This window comes from Xenorhabdus szentirmaii DSM 16338, from assembly GCF_002632585.1.
Taxonomy (GTDB): domain Bacteria; phylum Pseudomonadota; class Gammaproteobacteria; order Enterobacterales; family Enterobacteriaceae; genus Xenorhabdus; species Xenorhabdus szentirmaii.
This window is the reverse complement of the sequence record NZ_NIBV01000002.1, coordinates 349,267-374,224: the sequence shown is the minus strand read 5'-3', so window position 1 is coordinate 374,224 and position 24,958 is coordinate 349,267. Positions and strand designations below refer to the sequence as shown.

The following is a 24,958-nucleotide window of genomic DNA, read 5'->3' as shown; positions in this document are numbered from 1 at the left end:
GGGCCAACTGACGTTTCAGACGCCCAATCAACGGCTGGCTGTCATGGACATTGCCTGCGGTGGCGTAAGTATCCATGATAATATTGGCTTTCCCGTCCACGGTACGGTGGTCGAGATAGAAAAATCCTGTCGGTTTGTTCGTCCGGTGCATAAAACCGCTTTCCGGGTCAGTCGTACTGACTTTTATCTGTTTTTGCCGTTCCTTGTGGGTTGGCGTCAACTTTTTTTTCCGGATTGAGCCCGGTCTTCACTTACGGCCTGTTCCAACTCGTCCAGATAGGCGCCCGGAAGAACAGGACGCTGGAGGCGCTCAGTTTTATGGGGATTGGCACTGGCTTTCAGATGGGTACTGTCCGTATAGAGCACCCGGCCGCCCACCAAACCGCGGCGGATAGCCTGTTCGACAATATTGTCAAAAATGGACTGGAACACCTCGGAGTGGTTGAAGCGACGTCGCCGATTTTGGCTGAGGGTAGAGGCATCAGGGACTTTTTCAGTCAACCCCAGCCGCAAAAACCAGCGGTAGGCCATATTCACCTGGATCTCCTGAACCAACCGGCGTTCACTGGGGATCCCAAATAAATAGCCCAGTAACATCATTTTAATCAGCATCACCGGATCGATAGCCGGACGGCCATTATTTTGGCAATACAACGGGGCGACTAAATCTCGGATAAATTCGAAATCAAGGGCGGCATCGACTTTGCGAACCAGATGGTTTTGGGGGACGAGGTCATCAAGTGAGAGTGTTTCGGGCGGAAACGTCTGGGGAGAGGGAACTCTTAACATGGCGGCAGCTCCGTCGGGTGAACGGAATTTGATTAAAGCAAAGTACCGGATAAAAAACCAGCACTTTGTCAATAATCTGAATGGCCCGCTATTGCGGGCCACTGCATTAATGTCAATATGTGTTAAAGTCAATATCAAATAAAAATCCAGCCAGCTATCTTAGGCTTCAGGCGAGCCTGGATTTCCCATTTGTTGTATCAGACCATGCGGTCACGATAGCAGATTGAGTTTGGTTATCGAGCGAATCAATAAATCCGCTGTCCCCCATATCAGGGGCAAAACCACTCATGGCCTGAACCAAGGAATCCACCGCATTGTCTGAAAGGACAGTATATTCACGCTCTCCTTGTGCATCTTTATCGCCCATTAGGGTGATGATATCCGCACGGTGACCATTGAAGTAGTCATTGAAAGTGACAGATCCCATTGCTTCGAACTGCCCTTGTGCCGAGCCGTCACTGATATTGCGGTGTGTCAGCAATACCAAATCATAACCGCTGCGCTGGAACCACAGGTTTTTCCAGTTGATGTCGTTGAAAATAATCTTGTCACCTTGTTTGATATCTTCAACCACGTTATCAATCACAGCGCCGCTGACGACATAACTGTTCACGCCCGTGCCACCTTTAAAGCGGTTTTGATACCCGCCCAGCACGAACAGGTTATCACCCGCACCGCCACTGAATTGGCTGAATTTGGATACGGCATCGGCAATCAGATGATCGTTGCCCGTCCCACCGTTGATGACAGCGTGATAACCCATCAGTTTGATGGCGTTATTGCCCGCATTGCCGTCAATCCGGTTACCGTTGCCGAATATGGTGGCAAAGTCGTTGCCTTCTCCCAAATCAACCTGATTGTTGTTGCCAATGGTCACGACGTAGTCTTGATCTTCTCCCGCCGCAATGCGGTTGAAATTGCCGGATGCCACGATGTAATCACGTCCCTTGCCCCCATCAATCACACCGCCTTCACCGAAGGCAAAGACCTGATCATTGCCGTCTCCCATGTAGGCGTAATTAATGCGTCCGGCCAATACAGCGACATCATTGCCCGCACCACCAAACATGAAATTCTCACGCCCCATCAGGACACCCACATCATCACCTTCACCTCCGGTGAAAATGTTTGAAGTGCCGACAGAATAGAAGACGTCATCACCACGGCCGCCCCAGAAGTTGTTGTTATCCCCCAGATAGGCACCCAGATCTTTCCCGTCACCACCCCAGTTAAAGTTGTAGTTGCCGAGGGAAACGTGAATATCCCCATCGCCTCGCAGATGCCCGCTATTGCGCAGGAAATCGAAGGTTTTGTCCTGCATGTTCAGCAAATCTGCGGTCAGGTTTTCTTTCAGATTGGTTACCAGAGATGCCATCTCCGTTTGCTTATCCTGATGGAACAGGGTTGCAAACAGGTTCGGCAAGTTCAGCGAATTCAATCCAAAGGCACGCTCGGACTGCGGCTCTTCCGCTCTCGTGGCGGGCTTATCAATGGTGACAGTATTGGCGGAAGCTGACTCAGCCTGATTTTCATCAGGTGCCTTTGCTTTCAGTCCATGGCTTTCAGCAAAGGATTTCACGCCATCGGCACCCATATCCAACCCGGCTTTCAAACTCTCAAGCAATTTTTTCGGATCAGTGAAGGCGCTCAGTTGAGAGCCGCTGAATTCGCCAATGATCTCCAGCATTTCACGCAAAATGGCAACGCCATCAACCGGCTGGCCTGAACGGGAGACAATGCCGCCATTCGGGGTGTAATCCACGCCAAAAATATCTGCCAGTGTGGTATCCCCGCTGACACCAGCCAGATTGCCCAACAGTTTATTTTTGATCTGGCGCGGTAAATCCGTCGGGCTAAAGGTAAACGTCGTTTTCGCCATGCCCGTGGAAGTATATTGCTGCGTCATTAGACCGAACAGTGAACCCAGATTGGTATCCAGAATCGATAGGATGTTGTCACCAAACATAAAGTTCCAGTTGCCGGTTGTGACTTGAATATCCGCTCCCTGTCCGCCAACCACGAAGTTGAAGGCCAGCTTTTCATTCGCCTGACGGAATTTATCCGCCCGGCTGACTTTACCCAGTTCAGGGGTGTTGCCGTTTCCTCCCAGCCATTGGTTGTATTTCTTGTTCAGTGTGCTTTCCAGATCACTTTTCAAGCCACGGCTGCTGCGCTCATTTTGAGAATCCAGCTCAGTCAGAGTGCTGTAATCCACACTGCTGCTCAAATCCAGGCCGGACAAATCACTGACATATTTTTTCGCACTTTCCAGCGTCCACTGCTGATTTTGTGCCGTCAGCCAATCCGGTGAATCATACGATCCAGCGATGTTTTGCAAGACACCGGAAATGCGGGCAGCCCCATCAAATGGGTTGACCAGCGGCGGAGTCGGAATGGATTTTTCCAGCATCACAATCAAATCGTTACTGCGTCCCAGATTGAAGCTGACATTCCGGTTGCCGACAAACAGTTGCGCGCCTTCCAATGCCTGATATCCCGCAATATTGACACTGTGATTGCTGTCACCGTCGCCGATGTGAACCATGACGTTATTGTCACCAAAGGCCAGAGACTTGAAGCCACCCGTGCCGACTTTGATGCCTACATTCGAGGTTCCCCAGTTGACGGCGGTAAATTCGCCATTACCCAATTGCAGCTGAATATTGCCGGCATAACTCAATTGCCTGTTTGAGGCCGATGAAGCCACTACATTATCCGCATCCGCGCCGTTGTCACGGCGCGGATGCGGGGCATGGAATGTTTCTGCATTATCAGCGATAGCGCCTTTGGCTTTTGCATCAACCTCTGTTTGTCCCACGCGTGACAAGGTGATGTCATTTTCAGAAATGCCACGGCGAACATGCTCGGAGTGGCTTTCCACTTCGCCCTTATCATTCCAGCCCAGCACAATTTTATTATCCGTGAGTTTGTGGACCCATTGCTTCTGTGCATCTTTCGTGTATTTGCGCCCAACGCTGTCCACTGCAACTTCACTGCTGCGTGCCGAGACTGTCGTGCGAATTCCTTGCCCATCCAGCGCTGAAATAAAGTGGCGGGCAAATCCGTCACGCTTGTCATTGCTTATCAAGGAACAACCGACGAGGCTGATGTGATCCGGTGCACCAAGGGATTTGAAATCAGTACTGAACTGTTTCAGTTTCAGGGCCAGCTCATCTGCACTGTATCCACTGATGCGTGTGTAATTTCTGCGCGTGTCATCGTGCATATCGTCTTGCAACGCCCCTTCACGCCCGTGCCCGATAACCTGCCAGCGCAATTTGCCGGACTGCAATTTGTCAGACAGCGCCGTCAGGTCACCATACACCACACGATATTGCCCATTGGCATCAAGCTGAACAATCACGCTGGAATCAGCATGTTTACTTGCCAGACTCGCAGCCGCTTTTGCCGCAACCGGATCATTTTCGGTCTGGATAATGATTTGGCCGTTAAAGCGGCTATCACTGCCCTCCGCTTGCGGAACCACAGTCATGCGCTCCCACGATCCCACATCTTGATTGTGCACAACGCGGTTAACGCTGTTCGGAGCATCGTCGTTGAGCGGCATTTTTATCTCAGATGAACCAAGACCTGAAACAATCTGCTCGGCATATTGGCTCATCAACCGATTGCTGGCTTCATGGCCGTAGAGGGTCTGCTCACCGGATACCTGATAGCCATCGGCAATGAGTTTGGCACGCAGGGTTTCACCGGCATTTCCCAAGCCTTCGTTATCGGTCAGCAGCATAATCGGAGTCTGTTTAGAGATGCCTTGCAGGTTTTTCTCCACCGAGTACTGGCCATTGACCGCTTTCGTCAAGATTCCTGTCAGCCCCGCAGGATTTGGTACTTCGTGGGCTGTAATCGCTTTGGTCATGCTTGGCATTGGTCTGTCGAGCAATAACCCTGAAACGGCCTGACCATTTTGCTGCGCATGACGGGCAAGATTGGCGGCAACAGCCCCACCCAGGGAATAACCATGGATAATGATATTTTCCGGCTTGATACCGCGATCATTGACCAAGTATTGGAACATGGTGCGGGCATCCTGATACAGACCTTTTTCACTGGGACGGCCATCACTGGAGCCGTAACCCCGCATGTTCACCGCCAGCATATCGACACCCTGCTTTTGATAATGGCTTTGGATCACACTGGATTGTTCTTCCACTGATGAACCGGAGCCGTGGATGAACAGCACCACTTTTTTCGCCGGATTATGATCAGGCTTTTGTTCAGCGCCTTCTGCGTTTTGTCCGTTACTGCTGGCATCATTATTGTTGGTGCCGTTATAGTAATACCCTGTCAGGCGGCCGGTTTCCCCTCTCAACGTGACTTTATCCGCAGCGCCGTCAGCCACTGCCGCATCCAGAATGATCTGGGTGCTTTCATCCACCTTGCGGCGGTTTTCTTTGGCACCGTAAAGTTCATTGTTCAGGAACCGGGTTACCGGGTTAAACGACTCACTGTCACGGGGAGGTGTACCATCGTTGTCAATGGCCACTTTTTCCGGCAGCGTGTCAGTTTTATCGCCATGTTCCAACGCCAGCAGCTCTTCATCAGCAAGTTGATGAGGTTTCTTGGCGCCGGTTTCAATTTGTTCAATTTGGGCTTTCTGTAATGCCTGCCCCAAATTGAACAGTTCAGTTGGCGTCCAGACACCAAATTTAGGGCGCCATGAAGAACCGAGGACTTTATCCGCGCCACCCGCTTTAAGAACGCGAGCCACGATACTGGAACAGTTATCTGTCAGCAATTGGTAGCGGGCATCTGGATTCTGGCTGATTTTTTGCCATTCCATTTGCATCGCTGCCATATCCAATCCGCTCAGATTGATGCGGAAAACGCGCCCCTCTTCTCCTTCGCTGGCTTTGAAATCCTGAATATTATTCAGTTCATGTTCAGCGAACTTGCGGATCACATTGGTAATACGTTTTTCAGACAATTCTGGTGTTTGTTTCGCTGCATTACGCAGGGATTCGGCAAAATTTTTGCCCACATCAAGCTTATCCATGCTGCCATCTTCCCACTGTTGCATAAACGGTCGGTAGATAGGCTCAGGTATGCCGGCAGATTGCAGAAGATCAGGATTCTCCAGTGCAGCCATGGCAAAGCCTTCACTGACTTGCTCGAATTTCGCGTCAACGCCTTTGGCTATCTGAAGTTTTTCAAGGAATATTTCCAGTTTCCGGGTGCCATCGTGCAAGCCAAAGTTGTCTGCCTCTTCAGAAGAAATATCCTGTTCCAGTAACCTATGGTGAGTCGCAGGCTGGCTGAGATCACGCCAGCGTATCCTTAAATCCGGATACTGTGCAGTGGAGACATTGAAAATATGGCGGGGGTTGGAAGATTTGCCCCCTTGAGGCCACCAGCTCACGTAATTTTTCTTGTTAAAATCCCCCGCATCTTCTGCGCTTATCTGCACCCGGCCCTGACCAATTTGCAGTGCCGCATGCCCCAATTGGCTGTGATCGCTGGGTTTCCAGACAAATAAGGTCGCGCTGATTGGCGACAGCTGTTGTTCAATCGCTTGATGTATTTTTTTCAAGCCGGAGATATCAACGCCTTTTCCATCTTTCGCCAAATCACGGGGTTGCAGGTCGGCAAAAACAGTCTCTGCCACCGACTGACCATATTCTTTGGTCACGGCCGCTTTGAGCTGTTCAACTGCTTTTTCCGCGCTTTCTGCTTTCATGGCAATCTGGATATTCGATTTGCCACGCGTCACAAAATCCCCTTGTTCATCAAGGTAAAGATGTTTAGAGCCTTTGAGGTTGGCATTGCCCAATTTGCTGTAAAGCTCGCTGAAACTGCCTTTGCCCGCACTTTGCAGTGTCGGCTCTGACAGTACCAGAGATTCATCCATGCGCACATTAATCTGCGACAGCAGGTTTTTCAGAGCAGGAATACGGGCTGAATCAGGATGCCCCAACAGATAGCCGTCAACCTGATGTTGCAAATGGGTCAGTTTTTCTACCACTTCCGGAGCATAGTCTTTGCTGTTTTGCAGGGTGTTTTCGTAATCTTTGAGCGCATCCAGTACATTGCGGTAACTGTCACCCAGAATTTTGCCCTTAACGTAAGCCGCTTCCTGCAATTCTCCCGCCGACATCAGGTTTGTTTCCGGCTTATAACTCCAGCTTCCGTCTGTTTTTTCAGCCAGAATACGGGTACGTCCGTAATCGTGGGAAATAATGCGATCGTCCAACAGAATCAGAAATTCCGGCAGTTGATCGTAGTTGTCATAGTTGGCAAGAATAAAACGCTCAATGGTTTTGATTTGGGCGATGTCATTCAAATCCTTCAGAATAATCGCCTTGAATTCATCATCGTCACTGCCTGGCCAAGGACGGACTTTAAAGACTTCATCATCCAAATGATGTACCAGCAAATTGCGTTCTGTACGCAATCCATAGAATGGCAAGGCCTGATTGAGCAGGCTGTCTATGGCACTGGTTTTGATATCCAGATCAATCAGAGTATCCGCTTTATATCCCGCAGGATTCAAGGCCAGCAACCTTTCCTGTTCGCCAAGACTGAGGGAATCAAAACGCGCCTTGACTGAAACCCCCGCTTCTGTCAACCGGCGGCCGATGGATTCAGGCGGTACACCTTGATACTCTTTAGGTGCTTTATCCAGCAGGCGAATTTCACCCACCAATCCTTCACGCTGTAATTGGCGCAATACCGGCAGTTCGACATTCCAGAAGTAGTTGCCAAGACGCAATCCCCCTTCCGCAATGACATACACATCATCGCGCGATCCCGTGGCGTAGAGGGAACTCCAGAAACCGGTATTGCTGCGGGCAGAGGCATTAATAAGCGACTGCAACGCTTTTTGTTCAGCAACGTCAGAATCGAGGTTCATTCCTCCCCAACGCATCAGAGTTTTGTTCATATTAATGGCAAAAGCGTTACCTTTTACATCAATATCGTAAACCACTTTTTTGCCATCAGGCTGGGCTGCGTTAAGGATGTCACGGTACTGTTTGAAGTTTCTGCCCGACCAGAACGATACGATGCTTTTATCGCCGTGAACCGGTTCAAAGCTGTAGCCATAATGCTCAAGCTTGGAAACGAATTCGACCCGCTTGTCCCAGTCATAATCAATGGTGGCATCGACAAACAATTTCGCCAGTGAAGCCGTCTGATCTTTCGGGATACTGTTTTCCGGGTCATCCAGGTAACCTTCAACAAAAGTCACCATTTTTTGCCTGAGATGCTCAGGGATATCCGCATCTACACGCTCAAATCCCGGTACTGGAATATATTTCTCGGTGGCAATGTCATTACCGCTGTCCAACCAGCGGTAAACCTCAGCGACTTTCTGAGCCCGAACGGCCGCGCCAGATGCAGTGTCAGTTTGATCCGCTGAATCCGGTTGGGCAACCGACGAAGAAAGTTCTTCCCCCAAAGCCCGCAATCCAGTGAGATCCAGTCCTGAAATTTTCGGAGTTTCTCTGCTGATTTCAGCCGATGACGTAGGAACCACATTGCTGACAGGTTGATGAACTGGCGTTTCAGTGCCAGCAGACGTCTGGGAGGAGTCCGTTGAAACGTTTTCCGTCCTCGCTTTCATTCGCATGCCTGCATTGATCTGCAAACGATTTAACGCAGCTTTTGCATCGCTGAGTTCGTTCAGATCTTCATCGATGAACTGCAATTCCACGTGAAATCCGCTGTCAGTCGGCTCAGGGAATTCAACCTGTAAGTCAGAATCTGATTCAGGTGCCAACCCAAGATCTGCACTGTGGCTGTCAGTCAGTTCCTTGCCTGATAACCCACTGCCCTGAGCACCTGTCCGGCTGGGTTTATAGTTGGCATCAAGTTTTGTACCCTGTGCATTGTTTTGTACCTGGGCGGTTTTGCTGTTCGCCGCAGAAATATCTTGCTGACCACGTTGTTCTGCTTTCTGTACTGCGGCGTTGCCGTCACGTTTTGCCTGTTCAGCCTTGTGCTGTTGGCTGATGGCTTCCTGCTTCCTGAACTCAGCTGAGACCCGCGTTTTGTCAATATCCTGCCTGACACTCCGACGGTGTTGTTCACTGTTGAGGACACCCGTTTCTGATTGGTTTATCGCGTCTTTAATATCGTTCAGGCGGCCTGCTGCGGCTTGTTGTGAATCATCAAGCTGCTTCTGTGCGGTTTCGCTTGAGCCATCCAGTTGGGTCTGGACACGCGCCAGGAATCCACCCGCAAATTGATTGCGTGATTGTTCACCTGATGCCCCGTTGTATGTCCCATAGCTGTTCAGCGCCTCCAGCCCCTTGGCTTTCGCCATCAGTTCATCAGTTACCGCCTGAGCTTCTTGCGCTATGGCATCACGCTGGGATTGCCCGTTCGCATTCAGGGCGTCAAGGTCGGTATTTTCCAGTTGAGCCTGAGTTGCGGAGATGGCGGCCAGTTGTTTCTCTTTTTCTTGCTCCAGACGCTGGCGATCAGCTTCCGCCTGTGCCTTATCCTGCAAGGCATTCTGTGCTGCTTTATCCTGCTTCACAGCGTCAGCAATGTGGCTTTCTGCACGTTCAGAGGTTGCCACGACGTTATCCAGAACATAGCCCAACCCGTCATTCAAGCCGATCCCGGAAAACTCCAGCCGGTTGCTGCCGGCCTTGGCCGTTAACGTCAGGGTCTGGTTTTTCCACTCAGAGCGGCCATTGGCCTCGGCAAAAACAACCTCACCATTCCACCAGACTTCCAAGCCGTTATCCGCAGAACTGCCGGTACGTCTGGCAAAATCGAACTTAACAACAATTTCTTCGCCTGCGATCAGATCCTGAATATCCTGATAGAGATGAGTGTTGCCGCTGACATCAAGCTCACTGACCCGTTCACCATGCCCTTCGGCACTCAGTCCGTATGCCTGAGCGGAATGGCTGGCTTCAATGCCATTGGTGTGCATCCATCCCTCAGCCCCTTTTTCAAAATCGCCATTGACGACCAAGTTGCGTGACGGGGTTGAATTCAGGCGCTTTTCATTGCCCAGCGTATTTTCAATGCCATCAGTATCCGGGGCATGAACCTCCGACACCGCGCCTTTCAGGTCATTTTGCAAATCAGAGGTGACCTGATCCATTTCGGTCAGTTTAAAGCCATTCAATGAAGAAACTTCAGCCAGATCAATGGCACCACGCCCTTTATGGGTACCTGATGTATTGCCTTCATCGCCATTCACCAGATAATTAATGCCCTGACTGCCCGCACTGCCAAGCAGCGTCTGCTTAACGTTATCGAACAAGGCACTTAATTTATTGCTTCCAGTATTGCTTTCTGCCACCGCAAGGCTGTAAAAATCGCCGTTCCCCACTTGAATTGCCACGTTATTGCGGGCATAAGAGGCGTTGATGTTCAAACCATCACCCACACGGATATTGGCATTGCCCTTGCCTTTCATGACAGAAACATTCAGGCCGTCACCAACGCGGGTATTGACGTTGAATTTGCCCCAGGCCACGTTGACTGAAACACCATCACCGACTTTGGTATTGATGTTCAAATCGCCGTGAGCGGCAGTTACGCTCAGGCCATTGCCCACGGTAGTCGTGATATTGCCTTTGCCCTTGGCAGCGGTAATTTGCATGCCGTCACCCACTTTGGTGACAATATTGCCCTGACTCCACAGCGCATTGAGGCCATCCCCGTCGCCGATTTGGGTCACGATATTGGCATCACCTTTGGCAAGTACCGCGTTGCGGCCATTGCCCACTTTGGTGATGATGTTGGCTTTACCCCAGGCTCCCGTGTAATCATCGCCATTACCTACATGCGTGATGATGTTGGCCTGCCCCTGCGCAACGGTGATTTCCTGCCCATCACCGATTTTGGTCAGGATATTGGCTTCACCTTTGGCAAAGTTATAGCGATCGCCATCACCATAATGCGTTATCACATTGGCTTTGCCCCAAACGGCATTGATCCCTGTGCCATCCCCCACTTTGGTGATGATGTTAGCTTCACCTTTTGCGAACCCGACAGTTGTACCATCACCCATGTGGGTCATGATGTTGCCGATTTTCGAGATCAACAAACCGACCGTGGTTCCGTCACCGACTTTGGTCAGAATATTGCCTTTGCCGGATAGCAAGGCAGCCGTTGTGCCATCACCGATATGAGTAATGACATTGGCTTCAGAGGCGGCGATGACGCCCGTGAAATCATTGCCGACTTTCGTGACAATATTGGCTTTGCCCAAGGCCAGAACGCCCGTCAGGCCATCACCAACGTGAGTCATGATATTGGCTTTGCCGAACATGGCGGCCAGCGTTGTCCCGTCGCCCACTTTGGTCATGATATTGGCTGTACCGGCAAATAAACCGATGCTGGTGCCTTCTCCGACATGGGTGTAAATATTGGCCTTGCCTACCATCAAGGCGGCTGTCAGGCTATTCCCGACTTTGGTCATGACATTTGCCCCGCCGATCATGGCGGCAAAAGTAGAACCATGGCCAATCTGGGTAAAAATGTTGCCTTTGCCGATCATGGCAGACAATGCATCTCCATTGCCAACCTTGGTGGCAATATTGCCTTTGGCGATCATCAGGGCAACGCTTGTGCCATCGCCAATATGGGTGTACACGTTGCCGAATGCCAGCATCAGTGCCAGCGCATCACCATTGCCGACTTTGGTGAAGATATTTCCTGCACCGCCCATTAACGCCCAAGCATTTCCTTCACCCACATGAGTGAAAATATTGCCGGCGCCCACCATCGCTGCGATCGTTGTTCCATCGCCCACTTTAGTGAAGATGTTACCTGCCGCACCCATGACGCCCAGCGTTTGGCCGTTCCCCACATGAGTCAGTACATTACCCAGACCCAGCATAATGCCAGTGGTATCGCCATTGCCGACTTTGGTCAGGATATTCGCGCCACCCAACAGTATCCCGGTCGTTTTGCCATCGCCGACATGTGTCAGAACGTTGGCACCACCACCCATGACGGCCTGTACATTACCCTTGCCTTTCTTGGTCAGAATATTGGCACCACCCAAGGCGATCGCTGAAGTATCCGAGTGGCGGGCGTGTGGATCGGAAGAATCAGCAGCATCGCTGATATGGGTAATAATATTGGCACCGCCAAACATGGCGGACTCCAGATGACCATTCCCCATTTTGGTCAGGATATTTGCCCCACCTGCCAAGATGGAGGCGATATTGCCTTCCCCCATTTGGGTCAGGACATTGGCACCACCGATGCCGGACCAGACAGCATCACCATTGCCGATTTGGGTATGGGTATTGAAACCGCCACCCATTGTGACATGGCTGTTGCCATTTCCTTTATGAACGGAAATGTTGCCGACGGCCAGAAGATGGGCAAGATAGCGGCCATCACCAACGCGAACCAATATATTGGCGGCTCCGCCGGCATTGACATCCATGTCACCGCTCTCCCCTTGATGCAGCAGGACATTGGCGATACCGGCACCATTAAACTTCAGGTTCCCTTCTTTGCCTTTTTTGATGATGACGTTTGCACCGCCAGCGCCATTGAATTCGGTGTTACCGAACTTAGAACTGTGTTCAATGATATTGGCAATGCCGGCACCATCGAAATACACATTCCCGCGGGTGACATTGGATTTGATGACGTTACCGCCACCCACCCCTTCATAGCGGACATCACCGGAACTCTCTTCGTCGCTCGTCGCGGGTTTAAATAAATCTGAGTCGCTGTATTCGTGCATGTCAGCAACCTGGACAAAAGAGGAACGCACGGTATTGGCGCGGTAATGAAGATCACTCAGCGAATAACTGCCAGTTCCCATATTGTGATAACCGTTGGCGGCGGAAATATTTTCGTTTGCCACATCTGCCGTGTAATCCCCCTCCTTGTACCAAGGGCGGGCGATATATTGCAGTATTCCTGTGTTTGGATCGTTCCTCAGTTCCACTGCAACAATTTTTGTGTATATCCCCAGTTTCTTGGCATACACATAAGTGTTTGGCATCCGGTTGGATTTCACCGCGTTAACATCGACGGTAGTTCCGTCTTCGTAAATCGCATATCCCCCCATCTTGGCATCTGACAGAGTGATATCTGACGCATTAATTTTGATGCCACCACCATACGTCTTCCAATCGTTTTCCGTCAGGGTATTCTCAACCGCATGGAACGTGACAGATTGCCGGCGTTCAACGGTCAGATTTGACAGGGTATAGGCACCATCAATCTCAATCCCCACGAAGCCGCCCTGTGCCGAGATATCCTGTTTTCCAAGGTCCTTCAGCTGATTGCCCTCTTTATACCAAGAGGTGGTGTAATATTTCAGCCGGCCGGTTTCCGGATCGTTGCGAAGCTGGACTTTATTGATTTTGGTATACATCTCGTCTGCAAATGCAAACAGATACGTATTCGGCTCCCGCTCTGACTTGATGCCGGTGACCTGATGGTTGCTCCCGATCCATGTTCCGCTCATGGTGGAATTTTTCAGGACAACGTCTTCAGCGTGGGCATATTCCATCCCTTCGCCGCTGAAATCGTCGTCAGTGCCTTTGCGGGTAATTTGGTTGTAACCGCCCGCGCCTGAGAGATGGATATCGCCGTGTGTGACATCAGAGTACAGACTGTTATAGACACCGGCGCCGGAAAACCGGATATTCCCGCGCTCACCTTTGCGTGAGAAACCGTTGTAGCCAGAAACACCGGAGTAATTGATATCACCATTAGCCCCTGTGTGATCGATGCTCAACCCACCGGCAGCGCCTGCAAATTCTATTGTGCCGTTATGGGTTTTATTAATGGAAGTATACCCGGAACCGCCTTTTACCATCAGGGAGCCACTGGTATCATTGATATTCAGATATCCCGCGCTGCCAACGACCGTATCGTGGCCCCATGTTGTATTCACTGTTGCACCGATAGAACCCACGACAATGTAATCATTGCCGCCATAGGCATTAATAACACCGCCCGCACCTATGGCATGTATTGTGTTCCCATCGTTATCATCTTCATATTTACCGGTAAAGAAATATTCTGTACTGCGGTTGGATGATTTCCCCATAAATAATCCTGGTGTTGACCGAAAAATTAAACTGTAAACCACTGTATCCGACGGATGCAGCGGTCATTATGCTCATCCAGAACTCCCCTGACTGTGCAGGCTTTTTGCCCTTTCCATGCAGCAAACACCCGACGACGGAGATCGTGGGCGATATCGCGGGCATGTCCGAAAGGCGCAATCATTTCTGGAAAAAAAATATGTTGGCCGGAGCGCCAATCTTCTGGTGAGATCTCTCGCTCACCGGCAAGAATTGCATTCCGGCTGTCATCAGACAAAAAAGCCCAATTGCAGAAAGCAACCGGGCGGTTATATTCATCTTCATAATAACAGAACTGATTAAGCTGAAATGACGGCAAAATACGTTGTTGCCATTCTGCGACCAGATAACGCCGATGTAATGGAGAATGCTGACAAAGCAGCATTACCCCACCCATCATGGCCTGTATTTCAGTCGTATTCAGTGCTGCTGATTGATGTTTGATCATCATGATTTAGCAACACCCTGAAAAATTTTGCAGGTGTTATTTGGATTTTTCAGCGCTGCGTGTTGCTCGTTTTTTAGGTTCAGCCGTTTGTTCTTCACTATCTGTTCCATTTCCACCTGTTCCATTTTCACCCGTTCCATTTTCATTGAGTTCTGGCACTGGCAAAAAACCGGTTGCAATCAGCTTATTGAGTTCAGCTTCCATTCTTGGGTCTTCAAGCATACTTTTCACCATAGAAACCATATACATAAAACCAGAAGCTGGCATATGGATGACTTGCTTTAATTGTAATTCCTGATCGTTCTCTGCCAGTACACCATTCGCCATTTTATTGGGATCTTGACCAACGAAATAAAGTGAGAAAACGCCCTTGTTATAATTAACGCTTGAAATGGTTTGAACGAACTTTTCAGACATATTACGATCCATTAAATTACCCATTAAATTATCTATTAAATAATTGTTAGATTAATGTTGATGCTACATTAAATGAAATTTATTAAATCATTAATGATTTCTGTGTCTATTACAGCTCCATTTATGATTTAACCATATAGCTAGGCAGATTTTAATTAAACAAACTCAGCCAAATGTAAAATGGCAAATAAAATATACCTGAGTAAATTAGGTGAATTATCGGTTAGATTGGACAAAAATATATCCATTCAGGTGATAAAATCAATATATAAATGGAAAAATGTCTGTTTAGACGCTACATTTTGTCCTAATTACCAACCTTCACATGCTCTCCGATAACAGATAATATTCTACTGGATTGCACACACTCACTCTAAAAACACCTTAGTATTTATCAGGTTACATTTTCAATCAGGATTTTCTTGTAAAAATAGATTTAATTTAATGAATAAAACAGAAAAGACAATAATATCATTAATAAAATTAATAGTAATGATATCTAATAAAGAGCATTCCCCAATCATCAGCAAAATCTTAAGTGATTGTGATGATTATAATGCTGCGTTAAGCAGGCTTAAAAAAGAATGCAATATTAAAATAAAAAATAAACACTCTATAAATAAGAGGTTAGATTCAATTCCCTTACCTGCGATTTTATTTACCAATGAAGGAGAACCTTTCATTTTGGCAAAATATGATGAGCAACGGGTATTAATCCAGAACCCTCATCAAGAGGCCCCGGAAATATTGGATAAAGCAGAATTTATCAATTCATGGAGTGGCAGGTGGATAAAAATAAAACAAAATAGCAACCGGTTTAATATTCGCTGGTTCATTCCTGAGTTTGTCAGGCAAAAGAAAAACCTCACTGAAATTCTGTTGTTCTCATTTGTGTTGCAGATATTGGCCCTGATTTCGCCTCTGGTGGTACAGGTTGTCATGGACAAGGTTCTTGTCCATCAGGCATTTTCCACACTGGATGTGCTGATTTTTGGCTTAATCACTGCGGGGCTGATTGAAGTGCTCTTGCGGGGCCTGCGTGAATATCAATATGCCCATACTGCCAACCGGATTGATATAAAACTGGGATTGAAACTGGTTCAGCACCTGTTTGGCCTGCCGTTGCTGTTTTTCAAATCCCGTCAGGTGGGAGCGATAGTAACGCGGGTGCGGGAACTGGAAACCGTGCGGGAGTTTTTAACCGGCTCCATGTTCACATTATGCATCGACGTTTTGTTCATGTTTGTTTTCATTTACGTCATGAGCCAGCTATCCGGTGTATTGACCCTGGTTTTCCTGCTTTCGATACCGGCTTATGCCCTGCTTGCCTGGTGGGTTACCCCGAAAATTGAACAGGCGGTGGAAAAACAATTTACCCACGCGGCAATAAACACCTCTTTTCTGACAGAAACTGTCTCCGGTGCTGAAACATTGAAAAGCCTCGCGGTGGAACCCCGTTTCATTCGTCGTTGGGACAGCCAAACTGAAAAAATGGTCAGTACCAGTTACACCGTACAGCAATGGGATAACCGTTCCAGCCATCTGGTAATGTTATTGCAGAAAGTCACCAGCGCCGTGATTATCTGGCTGGGGGCGTCAGAGGTTCTTTCCCTGCACATGACCATCGGTCAGCTGATTGCGTTTAATATGATGGTAAGCCATACCCAGCAGCCTCTGGCTAAACTGGTGCAGCTTTGGGGGCAGTTTATCCGTTCACGCATCGCCATTGATAAACTAGGGGACATGCTGAACCTGCCTACAGAGCAGCAATCAGGCAATGCACACGTGGCGTTGCAGGGAGCCGTTTCATTTACCGATATTGTCTTTCGCTATCAGCCTGATTTGCCTCCCGCCATCAACCATTTCACGCTGGATATCCGGTCAGGTGAAACCGTGGGCATTGTCGGAACCTCCGGTTCAGGGAAAAGCACCCTTGCCCGTTTATTGCTGCGACTCTATACCCCTGAACATGGCTCCATCATGCTGGATGGCATTCCTTTGCAACAGCTTGATATTGAATCCATCAGGCAACAGATAGGCATCGTATTGCAGGAAAATTTCCTGTTCAACAAGACGGTGCATGAGAACTTATCCCAGTCATGCCCTGATGCACCGTTATCCGCCATCATTGAAGCGGCAAAACTGGCCGGTGCCCACGATTTTATCCTTAAACTGCCGATGGGATATGACACTGTGATCGCAGAAGGCGGGCAGTCTTTGTCTGGTGGTCAGCGGCAGCGGTTGGCGATTGCCAGGACCTTGTTGTCAGATCCCAGAATTCTGATCCTTGATGAAGCCACCAGTGCACTGGATGACGAATCACAGGCCATTATTCAATCCAATATGGCAAGCATTGCCCGGGGCAGAACTGTCATCACCATCGCACACCGGTTATCCACCATACGCCAATGTGACCGGATCATCGTGTTGCACCAAGGCCAAATCATTGAACAAGGCAGTCATGACCAGCTTCTCCAACAGGGAAAACACTACCGAAAACTCTGGCAGCTGCAACAGGAACTAAAACAAGAAGAAGGACCTTTCCATGCTTAAGAATTTTTTAATGCCTAAGACAATATTGCGCAAGGGAATGAAACGGCTGCGTACCCGTACTCCCTCTCCCGATTATGATTTTTTACCAACGCATCTGGCGTTATCACAACGCCCACCTTCACCGTTTGCCCGCTATACTGCCATTACCCTGAGCATCGGTGTTCTGGTCGCCCTGCTCTGGGCCTGTCTGGGAAAATTGGACGTACAGGCCACCGCAACCGGGCGCCTGATTGCCTCTGGCCGCTCCCAGATTATTCAGGCTTACGAACAAAGCCGCATCGTTGCCATTCATGTCGGCAATGGGCAGCATGTTGCAAAAGGAACACCACTGCTGACGCTCCATACGCTGGGAGTCAATCAGGATATTGCCCGTTTGCTCGAGCAACGTGACTATCTGACGGAAGAAGAGATCCGCTATCAGGCGCTGCTCGGGAAACATGATCCCAGCTCCCTGCCCCTTTTCCAACAGCAGCCCGAAGCCAAACGGAACAAGATCCTGACCCATTACCACCACGAAAAGGAGGAGTTCGACTCAGTCATCACGAATATCTATGCTGAAATGGAAGTTAACCTCTCTTCCCAAAAAGCCAGAAACAGCGATATTCGCTCACTGATTAACCTGCGGGAAAATATTTATCAGCGCTTGCAGGCACGAAAAACCCTGAGCCAAAAGCAGGTCATCAGTAAAGTCGAATATCTGGAGCAGGAAAAAGAGTTCCTGGAAACTGAAAGGCTGATCAGCCAGCAAAAATCTGAGCTGGGGATCTTGCTGACCCAATACAAAAGTCTGGAAGAACGCTTGAAAGGCCTGAAAGTACAAAAAGAGCGGGAATGGTTTGAAAAAGGAAAACAAGCAGAAATGCAATTGGCAGTGCTGAAACAGGAAATATCCAAAGTTCAGGAGCGGGAAGAGCTGGAAATTGTACGTTCTCCGGTTACCGGCACCATTCAACAGCTGAGTGTCCATACCCTTGGCGCGGTTCTACAGCCTGCACAAAATTTAATGGTGATTGTGCCGGACAATCAGGTTCAACTGGCTGAAATTCAGATCCTGAACAAAGATGTCGGGTTTGTTCGCCCCGGTCAGCAGGTCACTGTCAAAGTGGATGCATTCCCCTACACCCGCTATGGCACAATTGAAGGAACGTTGCTCAGCATTTCACGGGATTCCACCACCGATGAACGCTTGGGTCTTGTGTTTCCGGCACAAATCAGCCTCAAGCAGAACAATATCATAGTCGATGGGAAGCCCGTTGATATTACGGCCGGCATGTCCATCGTTGCAGAAATCAAGACCGACCAGCGACGGGTCATTGATTATCTGCTCAGCCCGATTCAGGAATATCAATCTGAAGCCTTGAGGGAAAAATAATCATGACTGACCATTTTTCCTTTACCAATGAAACGGATTCTGCATTGCCCAATTTTGCCTTGGAGTGCATTGTCCATGTTGGCAAACAATTCCATAAAGGGGCTTCTGTTGAGCAGCTTCAACATGCACTGGGGCTGGATTCACTGACCCTGACCGATCCGCAGTTGCGTGAAGCTGCCGATGCCATCGCACTGCACAGCAAATTTGTCCATCTGGTGCCTGATACGGCGGCGGGCATACCTTTGCCTGCGTTGATTGAACTGAAGCAACGCTGGTGGGTGCTGTCAGAAATTCATTCTGATGGATTTACCCTGTTCGATCCCATCAGTGGCAAGCATGAGGTGCACCGCCCGATTGAACAAGGCAAAGCAAACAGGTACAAGATCCTGCTGGTGGCAGATAAGTTATTGACCGAAAAACAGGTTAAATTCGGCCTGAGCTGGTTTTATCCGTCCATTTTCAGGCAAAAAAATCAGTTACGGGATATTTTCCTGTTTGCCATTGTGTTGCAACTCTTCGCTCTGGCGGCTCCCCTGTTATTTGAAAATGTCATTGATAAGGTACTGGTCGGGCGGAGTCTCTCCAGCCTGCATGTCCTCGGAATGGCAATGCTGGCTCTGGCATTGGCTGAACCCTTGTATGGTTTCTTGCGCAATACCGTATTCGGGCACATGGCCAGCCAAATCAACTCCGAGCTTTCCGGCAGGCTTTATCGCCACTTGGTCGGGTTGCCCCTGCCCTATTTCAGGCAACGCCAGACAGGGCAGATTATTGCCCGGGTCCGGGAAATGGCGCAGATCCGCCAGTTTCTGACGGGTTCAACCCTCATGTTGCTGCTTGACCTGATTTTCATCATTCTGTTTTTGGGGGTGATGTTTCACTATTCCACCTTGTTGACCGGGATTGTACTCAGTTCGCTGGTACTCTATTTCTTGCTGTGGATTACCGTCGGGCCAATCATCCGGCGCAAAGTAGAAAAAGAGTACGAAGCTGATGCCAGTGCCACCAGCTTTCTGACCGAAGCGGTTTCCGGCATCGAAACCATCAAGACGACAGCAACGGAAAAACGATTTCTGCATCAGTGGCAAAAGGTATTGAGCCAGCAACTGCTCTCCCGTTTCGCAGCCCAGAAAAGCGGGTTATTCGCCGGACAAGGGATCGCGTTCATCCAGAAATTCGTTGCCGCATTGCTGTTGTGGTGGGGTGTCAGGGAAGTTTTGAGCGGGGATCTCTCCCCCGGTGAATTGATTGCTTTCAATATGCTGGCAGGACACGTCACTCAGCCCATCCTGCGGCTGGCTCAAGTCTGGCAGGATTTTCAGCATACCCTCATCGCCTTGCGGCGGGTTGGCGATATTCTTGATGAACCGATGGAGCACAGCCAGCAGGGATTGGTATCCGCCCCTGAACTTGCCGGCCAGATTGAATTCAGGAATATCCGTTTCCGCTACTATGCTGATACACCGGAAGTCTTGGTTAATCTGTCAATGGCGATTAAGGACGGTGAATTTATCGGTATCACCGGGCCGTCAGGTTCGGGAAAAAGTACACTGACCCGATTGCTGCAACGCCTGTATGTACCTCAGCATGGTCAGGTGTTGGTTGACGGCATGGATTTGGCGATTGCTTCTCCGGTATCACTGCGGCGTAACATGAGTGTTGTTTTGCAAGAAAGCATTCTGTTTTCCGGCAGCATTGCCGACAACATTCGTTTATGCAAACCCAATGCCAGCGACGAAGAAGTGTATCGGGCTGCAACCCTGGCCGGTGCCATTGATTTCATCAACGCGTTTCCCCATAAATTCAACCATCCGGTTGGCGAAAAAGGCAATAACCTTTCCGGCGGGCAGCGGCAACGCATTGCATTGGCAAGGGCATTGTTGAATGATCCCAAGATATTAATCCTTGATGAAGCCACTTCTGCCTTGGATTATGAATCGGAAGCCGCCATCATGAGCAATATGGATGAAATATGCCGCAACCGAACAGTCATCAGCATTGCACATCGGCTGAATACGATCCGCCATGCCGATAAAATTTTCGTGCTGGATCAGGGAAAAATCGCTGAATCAGATACACACGATGCCCTTGTGCAACAAAATGGTTTGTATGCCCAGCTGTGGCAGCAGCAAACCCAATAATTATTGATTATCACAATAGGGCAGAGATCTGCCCTTTTATATATAAGGTCATTTCGCACGTCGATAAAATGATTTTCGACTTTTTAAAATTAAGATTTATAGCAATATCAAACTATTATATTGAATAGCAAATTTAGCCTAACTCAACGTTATCAGTAAAGTAATAAATTTGGATGATCCCCCATCTATTATTTTATGCCATCCTGCCATTAAAACATGCCTTTCACGAATTGATTGGAATTCATATTCAGCAGTAATTAACCAAAAAGTATTCTCCAATATTGATGAACCCATTTTATTGATGTTCACTGGCGGAGAAGTCACCCGCCTTCATGTTATTTAGCAATGAGTATTGTTGATTAGATGAGGGAATAATATGAGCACACAAGATAATAAGCCTGATACACAAATTTCAGACGAAGATACATTAGTCGTTTTACCCACACGAAAGTATGTAAAAGATGCAATTCACTATCATGCTTTGGGCCGCGGGCATCCCGATGCCACGTTGAAAGACAAAGGGTTTGTGGTACTGAATAATGATTTTGGCAGTGACAGCGAAACCACCGCAGCAACACCAAAGGCGGTGAAAGCCGCTTATGATTTAGCAAATATGGCAAACCAAAATGCAGTTAATGCAAATAACAATGCCAATGCACGATTAGAAAAAAATCAGAATGGCGGAGATATTCCAGATAAAAAAGAATTTGTGAAAAATCTGGGTTTATCAGAAATAGTTTATAAAACTGTGGGAAATGGTCCCAATCAGATACCGGATATGTCATTTTTCACATCAGGGCCTAATTGGTTCAAAATGCCTGACGGCAGAATTATTCAATACGGCACCGCTTGGTTTTCCAGGGAAAATGTTGGCTATTTTTATGCTGATGCCCATTTTCCCATCCCCTTTCCCAATGAATTATCATGTATGTTTGTAACACTGTGGGGAGTCTCAAGTCCGTCCACTTCACTGTTCCACTTAGCATCCGATATGAATAGCAAAACATGGGCCGCCATTCCCATGAGGCGCCCCACCAATGCAGCAGAATTACCCAATATACCGACAACACAATCTGCTATGTGGCTAGCCATCGGCTATTAATCGAGTCATTATGATGAAATATAAATATTCTGATAATGAATTTTACCCATATGCTTTAAAACAAGATTATATAAAATCCGGTATATGGCCTGATGATGGCATTGACGTTGATGAAACTGTTTTTAAAGAGTATACGACTCCTCAGTCAGATAAAATAAGAGTCATGGGTAATGATGGAATGCCTGCATGGGACGATATTCCTCCATCGCCACCTCCTACTCTGCATGAATTACAGCAACACGCTGAGCATAAAAAACAATATTTAATGTCTGAAGCATCAAATGCCATAGCACCGCTGCAATATGCTGTCGATTTGAAAATGGCGACAAATGAAGAACAATCAACCCTAATGGAATGGAAAAAATATTATGTCCTGCTAAACCGCATTGATTGCTCAAAAACACCCAATATTGATTGGCCCGAAGCCCCTAAATAACAATCAAGACAAACTCTCTGTGCCATGATTTTAGTTGATTAGGTTAATCAGTATCAGGGTAGCAATTGTGGATTTCTGCTGTTGCTGATCCAATACCGACTTTTCAGGCTCCTGAACACGGACGTTCAGGCATGTTTAATTCCCGAGAATTACCAAGATTGAATATCTATTAGCCAAAACAGCATGGTTTAATTATCAAAGAATTGAGCACATAAAGGTTGGATTTTATCTGTTTTTGTGTACGAAAATTCAGTTTTTGTGCTACCAATAATGGGTCCATATACTTCAGATAGCTTCAATATCGTTTTACCCCTTTGTTTTTCTACTCCTTTAAATCTGAGCAAGATATAAGGTTTCTTTTCGCCATTGAATGTGATTGAGATGACATCATTTGATATTGAATACGTTGATCTTTCCATTTCATTATCGTATGTCACACCATTATAGTAGGTCCCGCTGATGACTTTTTTACCGTTCCGAAGACATGTGAAGGGGTAGAGATATGTCACGTTATTTTCCTTAAACTCCACAACGTTAGCTCTTCCCGTTTCTAGTGGTGTCATCGCCCAGATCCCAATGATATCGTTTTTGATATTGGTTCCTGCCAAGCCATAACCACAAAATGATAGTGCCAATACACCTACTGTAAGTCTCTTTTTCATATATCAACCTAGTGATTTCTATTCAAAGCAGATTGTAATGTACATATAAGCACTGATACTAATCCCCTCCCCCTTTGCCATTCCCGCAATATCTAAATTGAAATATAATCCTACCCTTAGGAGTTACATGAACAAACACCCCTCTATCTGACCTAGTAGAGATTTTTCTTGGGGTTTACCATTAGTAGAACAGATCCATAACACAACATGTTCTTAAGGAAGAGAATAATAACGATGAAACAAATCTCTATTACTGCTTTAGTTTTTTCCCGCACATCAGTGACATCGGTCGCCATGCCGATTGAAATCCTCACTATCGCCGCCAATGCCATTGGTAGCGCTGCACCTCATGTCAATGTTATCTTTCCAGCCAATCCACACATGATGGACGGTGCAAATGACCTGTTTGCGGATCCTGACCCCACGGCCCGCAATACCCTGCACGATTCCCTTCATTATAGGCGACAGCCGGATATTATTTTGATCGGCTCGCTGGGATTTCCAGAATGGGGATCGCAGCATTGCTCACAAGAAATGATTGCATGGCTTAAGGCAATGGATGAAAAAAATGTGCCCATTGTTTCAATTTGCTCGGGCACATTTCTGCTTGCCAAGGCAGGCTTATTGCAGACCGGAGCTACCATTCACCCTCACTTTTCCGCCGAATTCCAACAACTCTTTCCTCATATCCCACTTTATTGTGACAAGAACGTTATCAACGATAATCACCGTTTTTGTATCTCCAATGTTTATAGCGGCGGAAGCTGCATGTTGAATATCGTTGAATTGATTTACGGTCAATATGCCAGAGAGCAATGTGCAAAATTCTTGTTGGGCGAAAATGACAGCAAAAATCAGGGAGATCTCATCAGTTTTGCCCCTTATCGCCAACATTGCGATATTCTGATCCATAAATTACAAGATTGGATGCACACTTCTCCCTCTGAAATTTTATCCGTTGCAGACTTGGCCAATAAAATCCATCTCTGTGAACGTCAGATGAAACGCCGCTTTAAAATCGCAACCGGAAAAACACCAATCCAGTATATCCAGCAGATCCGCATGTCACAGGCAAAGTACTGGTTGGAAAAATCACAGAAAACCATCGAAGAAATCAGCCATGAAGTGGGTTACGAAGACATTCGTTACTTCAGAGAATTATTTAAACGCTGCCATGGGCTGACCCCGAAAGAGTACCGCCAAAAATACCATCTTTAGTTTTTTTCATCAGTCAATTTTGCACTCTGCAAATAATCAGCAACACTAATAGGTAACGGATTTTATTATACTGATTCTAAGCTTGTCCCTGTTCATTCCTATAATCATGATAAGGCAGGCTTTTCACCCCTGATAGAGGCTAATACCATGCTAAAACGCAAGTATCTGACCCAACCTGAAATCGAGATACTGCTCCGAGAATTAGGTAAACAAACTCATGCAAATAGAAATACATGCATGATTTTTATGGGTTTTATTCATGGGTTTCGCGTATCTGAATTACTGAATCTAAAGCTGTCTGATGTGGATTTGGAGGGCCGTAGCCTGCGTGTCCAGCGCCTGAAAAATGGCTTTTCCACCGTTCACCCAATGGTGCAGCGTGAAGTACAGCTTCTTCGCCACTGGCTGGTAGAACGTCAAAATTACTTAACAAAAAAACGATCACTCTCCCTTTCTTCAGAAAAAGAGGGGGATTGGCTGTTTCTCTCCCGAAACGGGCAACGGATGTCACGTCAGCAAGTGTATAAAATCATCCGACAGACCAGTTTGAAGGCAAAATTATCGATTTGCGCGAATCCGCACATGTTGAGACACGCCTGTGGTTATGCATTGGCAGACAATGGTGTCGACACCCGTTTGATTCAGGACTATTTGGGTCACAGAAATATCCGCCATACAGTCCGCTACACCGCGAGTAATGCGGGTCGGTTTGAGACAATATGGGATTCAAAAGGAAAACGCTCACACTTAACAATTAGTACCAAACTGTCAACTTAC

General features: G+C 47.8%; 11 protein-coding genes and 1 pseudogene. 7 read left to right on the top strand and 5 right to left on the bottom strand.

Features of this window, described 5'->3' with window-relative positions:
* The 4 genes and pseudogenes from Xsze_RS22740 to rtxH form a co-directional block, all read right to left on the bottom strand.
* Window positions 1–789, bottom strand: a pseudogene (locus tag Xsze_RS22740) (transposase); the annotation flags it as partial.
* A gap of 166 nt (window positions 790–955) precedes the next feature.
* Window positions 956–13,795 (bottom strand): MARTX multifunctional-autoprocessing repeats-in-toxin holotoxin RtxA, encoded by a 12,840-nt coding sequence (gene rtxA / locus Xsze_RS11550; protein ID WP_038239020.1) that lies wholly within the window; start codon window positions 13,793–13,795, stop codon window positions 956–958.
* 26 nt (window positions 13,796–13,821) lie between these two features.
* Window positions 13,822–14,283, bottom strand: coding sequence for an RTX toxin-activating lysine-acyltransferase RtxC (gene rtxC / locus Xsze_RS11545; protein ID WP_038239022.1), 462 nt, complete (start codon window positions 14,281–14,283; stop codon window positions 13,822–13,824).
* 33 nt (window positions 14,284–14,316) lie between these two features.
* Window positions 14,317–14,697 carry a protein RtxH gene (rtxH, locus tag Xsze_RS11540; RefSeq protein WP_038239069.1) on the bottom strand — a complete coding sequence of 127 codons (381 nt, stop codon included), beginning with the start codon at window positions 14,695–14,697 and terminating at the stop codon, window positions 14,317–14,319.
* 444 nt (window positions 14,698–15,141) lie between these two features.
* On the opposite strand from rtxH, the gene Xsze_RS11535 reads away from it, so the two are divergent.
* The 5 genes from Xsze_RS11535 (at window position 15,142) to Xsze_RS11515 (ending at window position 22,301) form a co-directional block, all read left to right on the top strand.
* Window positions 15,142–17,250 carry a peptidase domain-containing ABC transporter gene (locus tag Xsze_RS11535; protein WP_038239024.1) on the top strand — a complete coding sequence of 703 codons (2,109 nt, stop codon included), beginning with the start codon at window positions 15,142–15,144 and terminating at the stop codon, window positions 17,248–17,250.
* Between the two features lie 10 nt (window positions 17,251–17,260).
* Window positions 17,261–18,622 carry an HlyD family type I secretion periplasmic adaptor subunit gene (locus Xsze_RS11530; RefSeq protein WP_051462424.1) on the top strand — a complete coding sequence of 454 codons (1,362 nt, stop codon included), beginning with the start codon at window positions 17,261–17,263 and terminating at the stop codon, window positions 18,620–18,622.
* Between the two features lie 2 nt (window positions 18,623–18,624).
* Window positions 18,625–20,763 (top strand): type I secretion system permease/ATPase, encoded by a 2,139-nt coding sequence (locus Xsze_RS11525; RefSeq protein WP_038239030.1) that lies wholly within the window; start codon window positions 18,625–18,627, stop codon window positions 20,761–20,763.
* A 376-nt stretch (window positions 20,764–21,139) separates the two neighbouring features.
* On the top strand, window positions 21,140–21,865 hold the full coding sequence (locus tag Xsze_RS22400) for a tail fiber protein (RefSeq protein ID WP_051462420.1): 726 nt from the start codon (window positions 21,140–21,142) through the stop codon (window positions 21,863–21,865).
* 10 nt (window positions 21,866–21,875) lie between these two features.
* Window positions 21,876–22,301 carry a tail fiber assembly protein gene (locus Xsze_RS11515; RefSeq protein ID WP_038239033.1) on the top strand — a complete coding sequence of 142 codons (426 nt, stop codon included), beginning with the start codon at window positions 21,876–21,878 and terminating at the stop codon, window positions 22,299–22,301.
* 188 nt (window positions 22,302–22,489) lie between these two features.
* Here Xsze_RS11515 and Xsze_RS11510 read toward each other — a convergent pair whose 3' ends face one another.
* On the bottom strand, window positions 22,490–22,963 hold the full coding sequence (locus Xsze_RS11510; protein WP_038239036.1) for a hypothetical protein: 474 nt from the start codon (window positions 22,961–22,963) through the stop codon (window positions 22,490–22,492).
* A 234-nt stretch (window positions 22,964–23,197) separates the two neighbouring features.
* Here Xsze_RS11510 and Xsze_RS11505 point away from each other — a divergent pair, with 234 nt between their 5' ends.
* On the top strand, window positions 23,198–24,181 hold the full coding sequence (locus Xsze_RS11505; RefSeq protein WP_038239039.1) for a GlxA family transcriptional regulator: 984 nt from the start codon (window positions 23,198–23,200) through the stop codon (window positions 24,179–24,181).
* 147 nt (window positions 24,182–24,328) lie between these two features.
* A partial coding sequence (locus Xsze_RS11500) for a tyrosine-type DNA invertase (RefSeq protein ID WP_099139134.1) occupies window positions 24,329–24,958 on the top strand: 630 nt, incomplete at its 3' end.